Here is a 14,119-nt window from a genome sequence, read left to right on the forward strand (position 1 = left end):
CCGCGGCAGGTCAATAATCACTCCAGACGTTAAATCGATTTATCACGAGGAAGTGGTGACATGGCTCGCGTTCGCATCTCCGACGTGGCGGCGGCGGCCGGCGTGTCGGTCACGACGGTCTCGCTCGTGCTGAACGACGTCGAGTCGCGCATCTCCCAGGACACGCGCGAGCGCGTGCGTGCTGCTGCCGCAGCCGTGGGCTACGAGCCCAGCGCCCTCGCGCGGGGGCTTCGCCAGCAGCGCACGAAGACCGTCGGACTCATCTCCGACCAGATCGCGACCACCCCGTTCGCCGGTCGGATGCTCGCCGGCGCGCAGGACGTCGCTCGCGCGAACGACCATCTCGTCTTCCTCGTCGACACCGGCTCGGATGCCGCGGTCGAGGACGCCGCCATCCGCGCGCTCACGGCGCAGCAGGTCGACGCGCTCATCTACGCGGCGATGTGGCACCGCATCGTCCCGGCCGGCGTGAACCTGCCCGCCGACACGGTGCTGCTGGACTGCCGCCCGGCGGAGGGCGTCACCGGCTTTCCCAGCGTCGTCCCCGACGATCGCGCGGGTGGAGCGGCGGCCACGCGCGAACTCGTCGCGGCCGGTCACTCCCGCATCGCCTACATCGATACGGACGAGGACCCCGGGCGGCCGATCGCCGCCGACCTGCGCCTCGAGGGCTACCGCGAGGTGCTCCGCGATGCGGGCATCGCCGTCGAGGACGACCTGCACGTGCACGGAGAGACCTCGCACCGCGGGGGGCGGGATGCCGCTGAACGCCTGCTCGACCTCCCGCCGGAGCGCCGCCCGACGGCCATCTTCTGCTTCAACGACCGCATGGCGACGGGCGCCTACACCGCGATCCACGCGCGCGGGCTGCGCATCCCCGAGGACATCTCGATCATCGGCTACGACGACCAGCAGTTCATCGCCGCCGAACAAGACCCCCCGCTGACCACCATCGCCCTGCCCCATTACGAGATGGGCCGCTGGGCTATGGAGGTCGCACTCGGCATCCGTGAAGGGGGAGTGGATGCCGTTCACCAGATGGAGTGTCCCGTCATCCGACGAGACTCCGTGGGCCCGCCGCCGGCGCAAGTCGCCAAACCGAACCGGCGACGGACCTCACAACACACCGAGCGGTCGCGATCCGCGACCCCCGACCGGTGATCGGCGCACGCGTCGATCACGAGACAAGGAAATCACAATGAAGCGCACATCCGTGTCGGTCCTCGCTGCGGCGGGGCTCGTCGGGGTGCTGGCACTGACCGGCTGCGGTCAGGCCGGCAAAGGTGACAGCACGACCGCGGACGGTCGTACCAAGCTGACGATGTGGACGCACTCGGCCGGAAACCCCGCCGAGCTCGCCGTCTACCAGCAGATCATCTCCGACTTCAACGCGTCGCAGGACCAGTACGAAGTCGTCGAGGAGTCCTTCCCGCAGGGTGCCTACAACGACGCCGTCGTCGCTGCCGCGGCATCCGGAGACCTGCCCTGCCTGCTCGACCTCGACGGGCCGATCATGCCCAACTGGGCGTGGGCCGGCTACCTGCAGCCGCTCGGCATCGACACCAAGATCACCGACGCCCTGCTGCCGACCGCCGTCGGGAAGTGGGACGGGCAGATCTACTCCGCCGGCTACTGGGATGCCGCGCTGTCGATCTTCGCCCGGAAGTCGGTGCTGGAGAAGAACAACATCCGCATCCCCACCGTCGACAAGCCCTGGACGAAGGACGAGTTCGGCTCCGTGCTCTCGACCCTCAAGGCCGCCGGCTACGACACGCCGATCGACATCGGCGCCGAGGACAAGGGCGAGTGGTGGCCGTACGCCTACTCGCCGTTCCTGCAGAGCTTCGGCGGCGACCTCATCGACCGCAAGACGATGCTCACCGCCGACGGTGCGCTCAACGGCGCCGACGCCGTCGCCTGGGGCACGTGGTTCCAGAACCTCTTCAAGGACGGCTACGCCAACGCGAACGGCACGGTGGGAAACCAGGAGTTCGTCGACAACAAGGTCGCGCTCAGCTACACGGGCGTCTGGAACGCGCTGGCGTCGGTGGACGCGGTCGGCGATGACCTCGCGATCCTGCCTCCGCCGGATCTGGGCACCGGCCCGAAGATCGGCGGCGGTTCGTGGCAGTGGGCCATCTCCAAGGGGTGCAATGACGCCGACGGAGCTCGCAAGTACCTCGAGTTCAGCTTCCAGGACAAGTACATCACCCAGTTCGCCGACCAGCAGATCGTGATCCCGGCGACCGACTCCGCGGCGCAGGCATCGAAGTACTTCAACGACAAGGGCGTGCTGCGCCCGTTCGTCGAGCTCTCGCAGAAGTTCGCGGTGCTGCGGCCTGAGACGCCGGCCTATGCCGTGATCTCCACGACGTTCGAGACTGCCGCGAAAGACATCATGAACGGCGCCGACGTCAAGACCTCGCTCGACCAGGCGGTCAGCGAGATCGACGCCAACATCTCGTCCAACGACGGATACGGCTTCACCAAGTGAGCCTGAGCGGGTGGGGCGTCACGTCCCACCCGCTCCGCTCGACGACCTCGAAAGAGTCACCATGACTGTCACCCCTGCCACCGCCGTGGCCGAGAAGCCGCGCCGTGCCCTGAGCCGCTTCCGCTCCATCCGCGGACGCGAGACCTGGGCGGGCCTGGCGATGATCGCCCCGGCCGGCATCCTCCTCGTCCTGTTCCTCGTCATCCCCGTGCTGCTCGCCTTCGGGCTCTCGTTCACGAACGCGCGCCTCATCTCGCCGAACCCGCCGCGCTTCGTCGGGCTGGACAACTTCGCCCGTGCCTTCGGCGCTGACCCGATGTTCCTCCAGTCGGCCTGGAACACCTTTCTGTTCGCGCTCGTCGTGGTGCCCGTCCAGGCGGGCCTCGGCCTCCTGCTCGCCGTCCTCGTCAACCGCCGGATGCGCGGCGTCACCGCGTTCCGCGTGATCTTCTTCATCCCCGTCGTGACCTCGATCGTGGTCGTGTCGATCCTCTGGAAGTTCATGTACCAGAAGGACGGGCTCATCAACTCGTTCATCGACACGCTCACCTTCGGCGCGTGGCAGAGCGTCGACTGGCTCAACAACCCCGCGACCGCGTTGCCGGCGATCATCGTGCTGTCGATCTGGCAGGCGGTGGGCTTCCACATGATCATCTGGCTGTCCGGTCTGCAGACCATCCCGGAGGAGCTCTACGAGGCCGCGAAGATGGACGGCGCGAGCCCTTGGCGCCAGTTCACGAGCGTCACCTGGCCGGGCCTTCGCCCCACCATGGTCTTCGTGCTCGTCACGATCACGATCGCAGCCCTCGGACTGTTCGTGCAGGTCGACGTCATGACGCAGGGCGGGCCGACCGGGTCGACCTCCACGATCGTCTACCACGCCGTCCGCAAGGGCTACCAGCAGCAGGAGATCGGCTACGCCGCCGCCATCTCTCTGATCTTCTTCGTCGCGGTACTGATCATCGCGCTCGTCCAGCGCCGATTGACGCGAGACAAGGACTGAGTCATGACCGCCACCCTCACCCCCGCGCGCTACGTCGCCCGCAAGGACGCCAGCGAGAGCCGTCGTCGCCGCATCGGCCGGATTCTCACGTACGTCGTGATGAGCGCCTTCGGCATCCTGTTCCTGTTCCCGCTCGTGTTCATGTTCGTCTCGAGCCTCAAGCCCGACGCCCAGATCCTCCGCGACGTGAACTCGCCCGCGGCGTTCCTGCCCGTCGGCGACATCAGCCTCGACAACTACTTCGGCGTGTTCGACCGCGTCCCCGTCGCCCAGTTCATGTTCAACTCGGTGCTCGTCACCGTGCTGACCGTCGGGCTCGGCCTCATCGTCAACTCGATGGCGGGCTTCGCCCTGTCGCGCCTGCGGTGGAAGGGACGCCTCGTCGTGATGGCGCTGATCATCGCGACGCTGATCGTCCCGTTCGAGACGATCGCCGTCCCGATGGTCTACTGGGTCTCCCAGCTGCCGACCCTCGTCATGGAGGGCGGCGTGCTGAAGTACGACTTCGGGTGGCTGAACACCTATCAGGTGCAGATCGTGCCGTTCATCGCCAACGCGTTCTCGATCTTCCTGTTCGCGCAGTATTTCTCGACCATCCCGGCATCCTTGGACGAGGCGGCGCGCATCGACGGAGCGAGCTGGTTCACCATCTACCGCCGCATCATCGTGCCGCTGTCGGGGCCGGCGTTCGCGACCGTCGCGATCCTCACGTTCCTCCCCGCCTGGAACCAGTACCTCTGGCCGCTCATGGTGGTGCAGAAGGAGGGGCTGCGGCCCGTCATGGTCGGGATGCAGTACTTCTTCCAACTGAACACGGCGTGGGGAGAGGTGATGGCGTACACCTCGCTGATCACCCTTCCCGTCCTCATCGTGTTCCTCATCTTCCAGCGCGCGTTCGTCAGCAGCATCGCGGCCAGCGGCGTGAAGGGCTAAGCAGCTATGTTCGACCTCTCCTCCTCCTGGGTGTGGGACTACTGGTTCGCCGACGACGGCGAGACCTACCACCTCTTCTTCCTCTACGCCTCGCGCGCCCTCCACGACCCGGACGCGCGCCACTACCGGGCCTCGGTCGGTCACGCCGTGTCCGACGACCTCGTGACGTGGACGCCGGTGGCCGACGCCATCGTCCGCGGCGAGGCGGGCAGCTTCGACGATCTCGCGACCTGGACCGGCTCGACCGTCCGCGGCGACGACGGGCTCTGGTACCTCTTCTACACGGGCTCGTCGCTGGCCGCCGACGGCAAGAACGTGCAGCGGATCGGCTGCGCGACCTCGCCCGACCTCCTGGTGTGGACGAAGGCGCCGGGGCCGCTGCTCTCGGCATCCGGGCCCTGGTACGAGACCCTCGAGAACGGCGGCTGGCACGACGAGGCCTTCCGCGACCCGTGGGTGTTCGCCGACCCCGACGGCGACGGCTGGCACATGCTCGTGACCGCCCGCGCGCCCGAGGGGCCGGCCTTCGGCCGCGGCGTCATCGGCCACGGCTGGTCGCCCGATCTGAAGTCGTGGGAGCTGCGGCCGCCGCTGTCGGCGCCCAGCGAGCGGGGCTTCGGGCAGCTCGAGGTCATGCAGGTCGAGGTCGTCGACGGATGGCCCGTGCTGCTGTTCTCCTGCCTTGCGGAGCACGCGATGCCCGCCCGCGCCGTCGAGCGCGGCGGCACGTGGGCGGTTCCCGCGGCGAGCGTGCTCGGACCGTTCGACGTCGAGGCGGCCTACCCCGTCACCGACGAGAGCCTCTACGTTGGGCGGCTGCTCCGACGGCGCGACGACGGCCAGTGGCTGCTGTTCGCGTTCCGCAACCTCGACGAGCACGGGGCGTTCGTAGGCGGGATCACCGATCCCATGCCCGTCGGCTGGGTCGATGGCCGCCTCACGGTGCTCGCACATGCCGGGGTCGCGGCTCCTCCCGCCGCGCATCCAGGCGGCCTCGGTACCCTGGAGTCATGACCGAGCCCAGCCCCGTGCGCACCACCCGTCCCCGTCAGGTGCGCCCGCGCGCGGAGGGCTGGACCCAGCGGCTCGACGCCGACGGCAAACCGCTGCTGCAGTTCGCCGCGCCCAAGCGGGAGATGCCGCCGGTGCACCTGGCGGACTTGACGCCCGAGCAGCGCGTCGAGAAGGTCAAGGAGCTGGGGCTTCCGGGGTTCCGGGCGAAGCAGGTCGAGAAGCACTACTTCCAGCACTACACGTCGGATGCCGCCGCGATGACCGACCTGCCGGCATCCGGTCGGGAGGAGTTCGTCACGGGGCTGCTGCCGCATCTGCTCACCGAGGTGCGACGGCTGGAGACCGATCGCGGCGACACGATCAAGTTCCTCTGGAAGCTGCACGACGGCGCCCTCGTCGAGTCGGTGCTCATGCGTTACCCCGGCCGCATCACGCTGTGCGTGTCGAGCCAGGCCGGCTGCGGCATGAACTGCCCGTTCTGCGCGACCGGTCAGGCGGGGCTCACCCGCAACATGTCGGCTGCGGAGATCATCGAGCAGGTCGTCCGTGCCAACGCCGCGATCCGCGCCGGTGAGCTGGGCCCCGCCGAGCACGCCGACGAGCGCGTCACGAACATCGTGTTCATGGGCATGGGGGAGCCGCTCGCCAACTACAACCGGGTGATGCAGGCCGTCCGCACGATGGTCGACAAGGATCACGGGCTCGGGATGAGCGCGCGCGGCGTCACGGTGTCGACCGTGGGCCTCGTGCCGGCGATCAACAAGCTCGCCGCCGAGGACATCCCGGTGACGTTCGCGCTGTCTCTCCACGCTCCCGACGATCAGCTTCGCGACGAGATGATCCCGATCAACTCGCGCTGGAAGGTCGACGAGGCGTTGGATGCCGCGCGCGGCTACTTCGAGAAGACGGGTCGCCGGGTCTCGATCGAATACGCGCTCATCAAGGACATGAACGACCACGCGTGGCGCGCCGATCTGCTCGCCACCAAGCTCAACGAGCGCGGCCGCGGCTGGGTGCACGTGAACCCGATTCCGCTGAACCCGACGCCCGGCTCGGTGTGGACCGCGTCCGACAAGGATGTGCAGCGCGAGTTCGTGCGCCGCCTCAACGAGGCCGGCATCCCCACCACCCTCCGCGACACCCGCGGCAAGGAGATCGACGGGGCCTGCGGCCAGCTCGTCGCCACCGAGGAAGACCGCGCCGTCGCGGCATCCGTGCCCGTCGACTGAACCGGCGGGTCGCGCCGCGCGCGCTGCCCTCGCGCTGCCGGAACTGCAAGGCCTGCTGCCCGACACGCCGGTGCGGGGTGGCCAGTAGCGGCGTGTCGCCCGGCATCCCTTGCAGTTCGGTTCGAAGGGGCGGGGGATGGCGCCCACGCGGGCGGCTGATGCCGAGACCGCACCATCCTGTCAAGCCTGACCCCGCCCATAGGCGGCGGCAGTAGCGTGGAGGAATGGTCAACTATCGCTATCTCGGCAACAGCGGATTCAAGGTTTCGGAGATCACCTACGGCAACTGGGTGACCCACGCCTCCCAGGTGGAGAACGACGCCGCCATCGCCACCGTGCACAAGGCGCTGGATCTCGGCATCACGTCGTTCGACACCGCCGACACCTACGCCAACACGGCCGCCGAGGTCGTGCTCGGGGAGGCGCTCAAGGGCCTCGAGCGCACCGACTACGAGGTCTTCACGAAGGTCTACTGGCCCATCGGCAAGAAGGGACCGAACGACCAGGGTCTCTCGCGCAAGCACATCTTCGACGGCATCCACGGGTCGCTGCGCCGCCTGAACGTCGACTACGTCGACCTGTACCAGGCGCACCGCTACGACTACGAGACCCCGCTCGAAGAGACGATGCAGGCCTTCGCCGACATCGTCCGCCAGGGCAAGGCGCTCTACATCGGCGTCAGCGAGTGGACGGCCGAACAGCTGCGCGAGGGCGCCGCTCTCGCCAAGGAGCTGAAGTTCCAGCTCGTGAGCAACCAGCCGCAGTACTCGGCGCTGTGGCGCGTCATCGAGGGCAAGGTCGTGCCGACCTCGGAGGAGCTCGGCATCTCGCAGATCGTCTGGTCGCCGATGGCGCAGGGCGTGCTGAGCGGCAAGTACCTGCCCGGTCAGCCCGTGCCCGCCGGCTCGCGTGCGACCGACGAGAAGAGCGGGGCGAACTTCATCAAGCGCTTCCTGCTGGACGAGACGCTCGCCGCCGTGCAGAAGCTCAAGCCGATCGCCGAGCAGGCGGGCCTCACCATGCCGCAGCTGGCGATCGCGTGGGTGCTGCAGAACCCGAACGTTTCGGCCGCCCTCGTGGGAGCCTCGCGTCCCGAGCAGCTCGAGGACTCCGTCAAGGCGTCCGGCGTCGTGCTCGACGCCGAGGTGATGTCGGCGATCGATGAGGCTCTGGCGCCCGCCGCGGTCACCGACCCCGAGGAAACCTACAAGGTCTCGCCCACTTCGCGTCCGCTCTGAGCCGTCTCACGGTGAGACGCGGCGGCTGACGCGCATGGCCACGACGAGCGCCGGCATCCTGCTGTACCGGATCGATCCGGACGGCACGGTGTCGGCGCTCGTCGCACATATGGGCGGTCCGTTCTGGGCGCGCAAAGACGAGGGCGCCTGGTCGATCCCGAAGGGCGAGTTCGACCCGTCGCAGGAGGCGGCGTGGGATGCCGCGGCGCGCGAGTTCCGCGAAGAGCTCGGTGTCGCCCCTCCCGATGTGCCGTACGTCGAGCTCGGCACGTTCGCGTACTCCTCGGGGGCCAAGACCGTCACGGTGTTCTGCGGCGACGGCACCGGATTCCTGACCTCCGATGCCGACCGCGCCGCGCTCGTGTTCGGCGAGTTCGAGATGGAGTGGCCGCCGCGGTCGGGGCGTCGCCAGTGTTTCCCGGAGGTCGATCGTGTCGAGTGGATGCCGCTGGCCGACGCCCGTCGGCGCGTGGTGGCCGGTCAGCGACCGGCGCTCGACGCCCTCGGGGGGCTTCTCGGCTGACCGGTGTTCATAACTCCGGAGTTTCGCGGTGCCGCAAACGTGTCGGGACGGTGAGGTCACCCTGGAGCCCCGCATTTCCGGAGTTGTGAACCGCGGCGGTGCGGAACGCGAGCGGCCACATGCGCCGGTGCGGCGACCTCTTGCGCCCGCGCCACAGGCGGCGAAGACTGTGCGCGATGGAAGGGGTCCTCATGGCACACGGCGACATCACGCACATCGACATCCCGGTCGCGGATCTGGCGCAGGCCGCGGCGTTCTATTCCGAGCTGTTCGGCTGGCAGATCGCGGAGCCGCCGGGCTTCGAGGGCTACCCGATGTGGTCGGCGCCCAACGGCATCAGCGGTGGCGGGCTCGCCCCGCGCAGCGACGGGTTCACCCAGCCGCGTTCGTACGTCGAGGTCGATTCGATCGACGACACGATCGCGACGGCGAAGGCGGCGGGCGGGACCGTCGCCATGGGCAAAGAGCCGATCACCGCGAAGAGCTGGTGGGCCGTGATCGTCGACCCCGACGGCAACCACATCGGCCTGTTCGAGGGGACGACCGAGGACTAGCGCTTCTTCTTCGGCGCCGCGGAGACATCGAGCTGAGGGTGCAGCCCGCCCAGCGACGACCAGGCACTCGCCGTGCCCTTCGCGGCGTGCTCGGCACCGCGGACGGCACGTTCGTCGGCCCACTCGTTGAGCACGTGCCCCTGGTGGCCGCGGACGTGCTCGAGCACGACGTCGGGCAGGCCCGCTGCACGCCGGGCGTCGCGCACCTCGATCAGCTGCTCGAGGAGGTCGCGGTTCTTGGTGGGGGCGCCGGTCGAGGTCTTCCAGCCGCGCCGGCGGTGCCCGTCCATCCAGGAGGAGTACGTGTCGATCGCGTACTTCGAGTCGGCCTGCACGACGAGGTGTGCGACGTCGGCGTGGTCTTCGATCGCCTTCAGCAGGCCCATGAGCTCGCCGATGTTGTTGGTGCCGCTCGGGATCGCACCGGCCGCCCAATGTCCGTCCTCGCCGACCCACGCCCAGCCGGTCGGTCCCGGGTTGCCCTTGCAGGCGCCGTCGGTGGCCACGGTGTACGTGTCGGTCGGGTCGGTCGCGGAAGTCACCGTTCGACGCTACTCGATGGGGCCGGCGACGGATGCCGCGGGACGTAGGGTGATCGCGTGGGCGAGGACTGGCGGCTGACGGGACAGGAGGCCTATCTCCTCGGCCGGCCCCTGCGCCTCGCGCCGTGGGTTCCCTCTCGGCCCGGTGGGGATCATGACCACTGCGAGTTCTGCTGGGCGGAGATCTCTGACGATGAGACCGGCCAGGCCGATTTCTCGGAGGCATGGGTCATCGCGGACGACAACCGGACCTGGGTCTGCCCGGCGTGCTTCGACGACTTCCGGGAGACGTTCGGTTGGGTCATCGTGGAGTAGGCGGTCGCCCCGATAATGAGTGCATGCTCGAGCGTCTCAACGTGCCGGTGGTTGTCGCGGCATCCGCCGACGAGATCACGATTCGACGGGCGCGCACGGACGACGTGCGACGGCTCATGGAGCTGCTCTCCGACGACCCGATCAGTGCGAGCCGTGGTGATATCGCCGATGACAGCGACGGGCCGGTGTATGCCGCCGCGCTCGAACGGATCATCGCCGATGCCGCCAACGACCTCGTCGTGGCTGTGGACGCGCACGGAGCCGTCGTGGGAACGCTTCAGCTCACGCTCATCCCCGGCATGGCGCGCCGGGGCAGCACCCGCCTCCTCGTCGAAGCCGTGCGGGTCGCCAGCGCGCAGCGAGGTGCCGGAGCGATGATGCAGTGGGTCACCGAGCGCGCCGCCGTCGACCTCGGTGCGGACCTCGTGCAGCTCACGTCGGATGCCGCACGTGTCGACGCGCACCGGTTTTACGAGCGCATCGGTTTCGTCGGGTCGCACGTGGGTTTCAAGTATCGGGTTCGGCCCGCCGCCGAAGGGGCGACGGCATGACCGCTATGCGCGTGACGACGGAGCTGGACGAAATCGATCTGGACATCGTCCACCGCTGGCTGTCGGAGGAGGCGTATTGGGCGCTCGGGCGCAGCCGTGAGCTCGTCGAACGCGCCGCCCGGGCGTCGCTGAACTTCGGGGCGTTGGATGCCGACGGCATGCTCGTCGGCTATGCGCGCGTCGTGACCGATCGGGCCACGTTCGCCTGGGTGTGCGACGTGTTCGTCACGCCTTCCGCGCGCGGCGTGGGCGTCGGTACGCTGCTGGCCGAGACGATCGCGGCCACGGTTCGGCCGTGGGGACTGAAGCGGACCATGCTCGCGACCGCCGACGCTCACTGCGTCTACGAGAAGGTCGGTTTCGTGCCGCTGCCGCATCCCGAGCGGATGATGGTCCTCGGCGGCTGATCCGTGCGTTGAGCGGGTTGTTCCCGCAGGATCGCGGCGCACGAACTCCGCAGAAATCGATGAACTCCGCATCCATCGGGGTGATCGGGTGCGGAGTACGTCACAATCTGCGGAGTTCGTCGGGCCTGGGGGCGCGTCGGGGCGACGAGAATGGCACCATGACCACTCCGCGCCCTGCGCTCACTCTCGTCGGCGGACCCACCGCGATTCTCGAGTACGCCGGCATCCGCCTGCTCACGGATCCGACGTTCGACGAGCCGGGTGACTATCCTTCGGGATCGGTGACGCTCCACAAACTCACGGGTCCGGCCCTCGGCCCCGACGAGGTCGGCGACATCGACGTCGTGCTGCTCTCGCACGATCAGCATCCCGACAACCTGGATGCCGCGGGTCGCGCCTTCCTCCCGGGCGCCGGTGCCGTGCTGTCCACGCCCGCGGCGTCGGCCCGCATCCCGGGCGTCCACGGCCTCGAGTCGTGGCAGACCTCGACCGTCGGCGACGTCGAGATCACCGCCGTCCCCGCCCTGCACGGGCCCGAGGGTGCCGAGGAACTGTCGGGACCGGTCACGGGGTTCGTCCTGCGCGCCCCCGGTCACCCGGTCGTCTACGTTTCCGGCGACAATGCCGACACCGCGCTCGTCGCCGAGATCGTCGAACGCATCGGCACGATCGACATCGCCGTCCTGTTCACCGGCGCCGCCAACGTGGGCCGCTTCGGCGACGGCGACCTCACCCTCAACGCCCGCACCGCCGTGGAGGCGGCGCGGGCGCTGGGGGAGGCGATCATCGTTCCGGTGCACGCCGAGGGGTGGCACCACTTCACCGAGACGCGTGAGCGCCTCGAGCGCGAGTTCGCCTACGCGGGACTCGCCGACAGGCTGCTCGTGCCGGTGGCGGGCGTGCCGCTGGCGCTCTGACCCGACGTCGCGCCGGCCTTCGACAACCGCAGCCACGTCTCGACGACGGTGTCGGGGTTGAGCGACACCGACTCGATGCCCTCCGCGACGAGCCACTCGGCCAGATCGGGATGATCCGACGGTCCCTGCCCGCAGATGCCGACGTATTTGCCCGCCGCGCGGCAGGCGGCGATCGCCATCGACAGCAGGCGCAGCACGGCCGGATCGCGCTCGTCGAACGTCGATGCCACCAGTCCCGAGTCGCGATCGAGCCCGAGGGTCAGCTGGGTCATGTCGTTCGAGCCGATCGAGAACCCGTCGAAGAACTGCAGGAACTGATCCGCGAGCAGCGCGTTCGACGGCAGCTCGCACATCATGATGACCTTGAGGTCGTTCTCGCCGCGGCGCAGGCCGTTCTCGGCGAGCAGCTCGACGACCGCATGGCCCTCGCCGACGGTGCGAACGAACGGCACCATCACCTGCACGTTCGTGAAGCCCATCTCGTCGCGCACGAACCGCAGCGCCTCGCACTCCATGTCGAAGCACGCGCGGAAGTCGGGGGAGATGTACCGTGACGCGCCGCGGTAGCCCAGCATCGGGTTCTCCTCGTGCGGCTCGTACAGCTCGCCGCCGACGAGGTTGGCGTACTCGTTCGACTTGAAGTCGCTGAGTCGCACGATCACCGGCTCCGGCCAGAACGCCGCCGCGATCATCGACACGCCCTCCGCCACTCGGCGCACGAAGAAGTCGCGCGGCGCGTCGTAGGCGGCCGTCGCGTCGGCCACACGGCCGCGCAGCTCGCCCTCCAGTGCGTCGAACTCCAGCAGCGCCCGCGGGTGGATGCCGATCTGCCGGTTGATGATGAACTCCAGCCGCGCCAGCCCCACACCGCGGTGAGGCAGCCGCGAGAACGAGAAGGCCTGGTCGGGCGTGCCGACGTTCATCATGATCTTCACCGGCGCCTCCGGCATCGAGTCCAGCCGCGTGACCTCCTCCTCGAAGGGCAGGATGCCGCGGTAGACGAACCCGGTGTCGCCCTCCGCGCACGACACGGTCACCTCGTCGCCGTCGGTCACGATGGCCGTGGCATCGCCCGTGCCGACGACGGCGGGGATGCCGAGCTCGCGTGCGATGATCGCCGCGTGGCACGTCCGCCCGCCGCGGTTGGTGACGATCGCGCTCGCGCGCTTCATGATCGGCTCCCAGTCGGGATCGGTCATGTCGGCGACGAGCACCTCGCCCGGCTGGAACTCGGCCATCTGGTCGAGACTGCGCAGCACCCGCGCGGGTCCGGCGCCGATGCGCTGACCGATCGCCCGTCCGGCCGTCGCGACCTCGCCGCGCGCGCCCAGCACGAAGCGGCGGATGACCCCGGCCTCCACCCGTGAGACGACCGTCTCGGGCCTGGCCTGCAGGATGTAGAGCCGTCCATCGATGCCGTCCTTGCCCCACTCGATGTCCATCGGCCGGCCGTAGTGCTCCTCGATGATCAGCGCCTGGCGTGCGAGCTCGACCAGGTCGGCGTCGTCGATCGAGAACCTTCGGCGCTCGGATGCCGGGACATCCTCGAACCTGGTCGACGCGCCCGCTTCACGGGCATCGGTGTAGCGCATCGCGATGGCCTTCTCGCCGACCGAGCGCTTCAGCACCGCCGGGCGCCCTGCGCGCAGGGCCACCTTCGAGACGTAGAACTCGTCGGGGTTGACCGCGCCCTGCACGACGGCCTCGCCCAGTCCGTACGAGCTCGTGATGAACACGGCATTCTCGAATCCCGACTCGGTGTCGACGGTGAACATGACGCCCGCCGCGCCCACGTCGGAGCGCACCATCTTCTGGATGCCGGCCGACAGGGCCACCTCGTCGTGGTCGAACCCGTGGTGGGCGCGGTACGCGATGGCGCGGTCGTTGTACAGCGACGCGAACACCGAACGGATGGCGGCGAGCACGTTGTCGATGCCCGCGACGTTGAGGAAGGTCTCCTGCTGGCCGGCGAAGGAGGCGTCGGGGAGGTCCTCGGCGGTCGCCGAGGAGCGCACCGCGAACGAGGCGCCGGGGTGCTCCGCCGTCAGCCGCTCGTACGCGGTGCGGATCGAGGACTCCAGTTCCGCGGGGAAGGGCTGCTCCTCCACCCACGCCCGGATCTGCGTGCCGGCGTGGGTGAGGGCCGCGACATCCTCCACGTCGACCTCGGCGATCGCCGCCGCGATGCGCTCGCGCAGCCCTCCTTCGGCGAGGAACTCACGATAGGCGTCGGCGGTCGTGGCGAAGCCGCCGGGAACGCTCACGCCGGCGGCGGACAGGTGCGACACCATCTCGCCCAGAGACGCGTTCTTGCCGCCCACGGCGGGGAGGTCGGCCATGCCGAGCTGATCGAACCAGAGGATGCTGCTCATGTGTCGAGCCTTTCGGTGGGTGCGGTG

Annotated in this window: 15 protein-coding genes; 13 read left to right on the forward strand and 2 right to left on the reverse strand. The window is 68.9% G+C overall.

Annotation, left to right across the window (positions count from 1 at the left end; translation table 11 throughout):
* Positions 1-60 precede the first annotated feature (60 nt).
* From DEU37_RS01300 to DEU37_RS01340, 9 genes are all read left to right on the forward strand, one after another.
* Complete coding sequence (locus DEU37_RS01300) at positions 61-1,161, forward strand: LacI family DNA-binding transcriptional regulator (protein WP_121188901.1); 1,101 nt, start codon at positions 61-63, stop codon at positions 1,159-1,161.
* Positions 1,162-1,198: 37 nt separating this feature from the next.
* Positions 1,199-2,494, forward strand: coding sequence for an extracellular solute-binding protein (locus tag DEU37_RS01305; protein WP_121188902.1), 1,296 nt, complete (start codon positions 1,199-1,201; stop codon positions 2,492-2,494).
* A gap of 61 nt (positions 2,495-2,555) precedes the next feature.
* Positions 2,556-3,497 carry a carbohydrate ABC transporter permease gene (locus DEU37_RS01310; protein ID WP_121188903.1) on the forward strand — a complete coding sequence of 314 codons (942 nt, stop codon included), beginning with the start codon at positions 2,556-2,558 and terminating at the stop codon, positions 3,495-3,497.
* Between the two features lie 3 nt (positions 3,498-3,500).
* Positions 3,501-4,430 (forward strand): carbohydrate ABC transporter permease, encoded by a 930-nt coding sequence (locus DEU37_RS01315; protein ID WP_121188904.1) that lies wholly within the window; start codon positions 3,501-3,503, stop codon positions 4,428-4,430.
* Positions 4,431-4,436: 6 nt separating this feature from the next.
* Positions 4,437-5,444, forward strand: a complete 1,008-nt coding sequence (locus tag DEU37_RS01320) for a family 43 glycosylhydrolase (protein WP_121188905.1) — start codon at positions 4,437-4,439, stop codon at positions 5,442-5,444.
* A complete protein-coding gene (gene rlmN, locus DEU37_RS01325; protein WP_121188906.1) occupies positions 5,441-6,673 on the forward strand; it encodes a 23S rRNA (adenine(2503)-C(2))-methyltransferase RlmN in 1,233 nt (410 codons plus the stop codon). Before DEU37_RS01320 ends, rlmN begins: the two co-directional genes overlap by 4 nt.
* A 224-nt stretch (positions 6,674-6,897) precedes the next feature.
* The gene (locus DEU37_RS01330) at positions 6,898-7,911 is read left to right on the forward strand and encodes an aldo/keto reductase family protein (RefSeq protein ID WP_121188907.1); all 1,014 of its coding nucleotides are present in this window, start codon (positions 6,898-6,900) and stop codon (positions 7,909-7,911) included.
* A 34-nt stretch (positions 7,912-7,945) separates the two neighbouring features.
* Positions 7,946-8,434, forward strand: a complete 489-nt coding sequence (locus DEU37_RS01335) for an NUDIX domain-containing protein (protein ID WP_121188908.1) — start codon at positions 7,946-7,948, stop codon at positions 8,432-8,434.
* Between the two features lie 191 nt (positions 8,435-8,625).
* Positions 8,626-8,988 carry a VOC family protein gene (locus tag DEU37_RS01340; protein ID WP_016464131.1) on the forward strand — a complete coding sequence of 121 codons (363 nt, stop codon included), beginning with the start codon at positions 8,626-8,628 and terminating at the stop codon, positions 8,986-8,988.
* Here DEU37_RS01340 and DEU37_RS01345 read toward each other — a convergent pair.
* Positions 8,985-9,530 (reverse strand): ribonuclease H, encoded by a 546-nt coding sequence (locus tag DEU37_RS01345; RefSeq protein WP_121188909.1) that lies wholly within the window; start codon positions 9,528-9,530, stop codon positions 8,985-8,987. The two genes, DEU37_RS01340 and DEU37_RS01345, sit on opposite strands and share 4 nt — an antisense overlap.
* 57 nt (positions 9,531-9,587) lie before the next feature.
* Between DEU37_RS01345 and DEU37_RS01350 the strand changes: the two genes are divergently transcribed.
* The 4 genes from DEU37_RS01350 to DEU37_RS01365 all read left to right on the forward strand — a co-directional run bounded on the left by DEU37_RS01350 (position 9,588) and on the right by DEU37_RS01365 (position 11,720).
* Positions 9,588-9,845 carry a hypothetical protein gene (locus DEU37_RS01350; protein WP_121188910.1) on the forward strand — a complete coding sequence of 86 codons (258 nt, stop codon included), beginning with the start codon at positions 9,588-9,590 and terminating at the stop codon, positions 9,843-9,845.
* A gap of 23 nt (positions 9,846-9,868) precedes the next feature.
* On the forward strand, positions 9,869-10,396 hold the full coding sequence (locus tag DEU37_RS01355) for a GNAT family N-acetyltransferase (RefSeq protein WP_121188911.1): 528 nt from the start codon (positions 9,869-9,871) through the stop codon (positions 10,394-10,396).
* Positions 10,393-10,803, forward strand: a complete 411-nt coding sequence (locus DEU37_RS01360) for a GNAT family N-acetyltransferase (protein WP_121188912.1) — start codon at positions 10,393-10,395, stop codon at positions 10,801-10,803. The genes DEU37_RS01355 and DEU37_RS01360 overlap by 4 nt, the downstream gene beginning before the upstream one ends.
* A 158-nt stretch (positions 10,804-10,961) precedes the next feature.
* Positions 10,962-11,720, forward strand: a complete 759-nt coding sequence (locus DEU37_RS01365; protein WP_121188913.1) for an MBL fold metallo-hydrolase — start codon at positions 10,962-10,964, stop codon at positions 11,718-11,720.
* Here the strand turns inward: DEU37_RS01365 and ppsA are convergent.
* Positions 11,660-14,092, reverse strand: coding sequence for a phosphoenolpyruvate synthase (gene ppsA, locus DEU37_RS01370; RefSeq protein ID WP_121188914.1), 2,433 nt, complete (start codon positions 14,090-14,092; stop codon positions 11,660-11,662). The two genes, DEU37_RS01365 and ppsA, sit on opposite strands and share 61 nt — an antisense overlap.
* Positions 14,093-14,119 lie beyond the last annotated feature (27 nt).

The sequence above is a fragment of the Microbacterium sp. AG790 genome (assembly GCF_003634765.1).
In the GTDB taxonomy this organism is placed as follows: domain Bacteria; phylum Actinomycetota; class Actinomycetes; order Actinomycetales; family Microbacteriaceae; genus Microbacterium.

Coding starts and splice junctions, on each gene's coding strand:
- DEU37_RS01300 (WP_121188901.1), top strand. CDS start 61: ATGGCTCGCGTTCGCATCTCCGACGTGGCGGCGGCGGCCGGCGTGTCG.
- DEU37_RS01305 (WP_121188902.1), top strand. CDS start 1,199: ATGAAGCGCACATCCGTGTCGGTCCTCGCTGCGGCGGGGCTCGTCGGG.
- DEU37_RS01310 (WP_121188903.1), top strand. CDS start 2,556: ATGACTGTCACCCCTGCCACCGCCGTGGCCGAGAAGCCGCGCCGTGCC.
- DEU37_RS01315 (WP_121188904.1), top strand. CDS start 3,501: ATGACCGCCACCCTCACCCCCGCGCGCTACGTCGCCCGCAAGGACGCC.
- DEU37_RS01320 (WP_121188905.1), top strand. CDS start 4,437: ATGTTCGACCTCTCCTCCTCCTGGGTGTGGGACTACTGGTTCGCCGAC.
- rlmN (WP_121188906.1), top strand. CDS start 5,441: ATGACCGAGCCCAGCCCCGTGCGCACCACCCGTCCCCGTCAGGTGCGC.
- DEU37_RS01330 (WP_121188907.1), top strand. CDS start 6,898: ATGGTCAACTATCGCTATCTCGGCAACAGCGGATTCAAGGTTTCGGAG.
- DEU37_RS01335 (WP_121188908.1), top strand. CDS start 7,946: ATGGCCACGACGAGCGCCGGCATCCTGCTGTACCGGATCGATCCGGAC.
- DEU37_RS01340 (WP_016464131.1), top strand. CDS start 8,626: ATGGCACACGGCGACATCACGCACATCGACATCCCGGTCGCGGATCTG.
- DEU37_RS01355 (WP_121188911.1), top strand. CDS start 9,869: ATGCTCGAGCGTCTCAACGTGCCGGTGGTTGTCGCGGCATCCGCCGAC.
- DEU37_RS01360 (WP_121188912.1), top strand. CDS start 10,393: ATGACCGCTATGCGCGTGACGACGGAGCTGGACGAAATCGATCTGGAC.
- DEU37_RS01365 (WP_121188913.1), top strand. CDS start 10,962: ATGACCACTCCGCGCCCTGCGCTCACTCTCGTCGGCGGACCCACCGCG.
- ppsA (WP_121188914.1), bottom strand. CDS start 14,092: ATGAGCAGCATCCTCTGGTTCGATCAGCTCGGCATGGCCGACCTCCCC.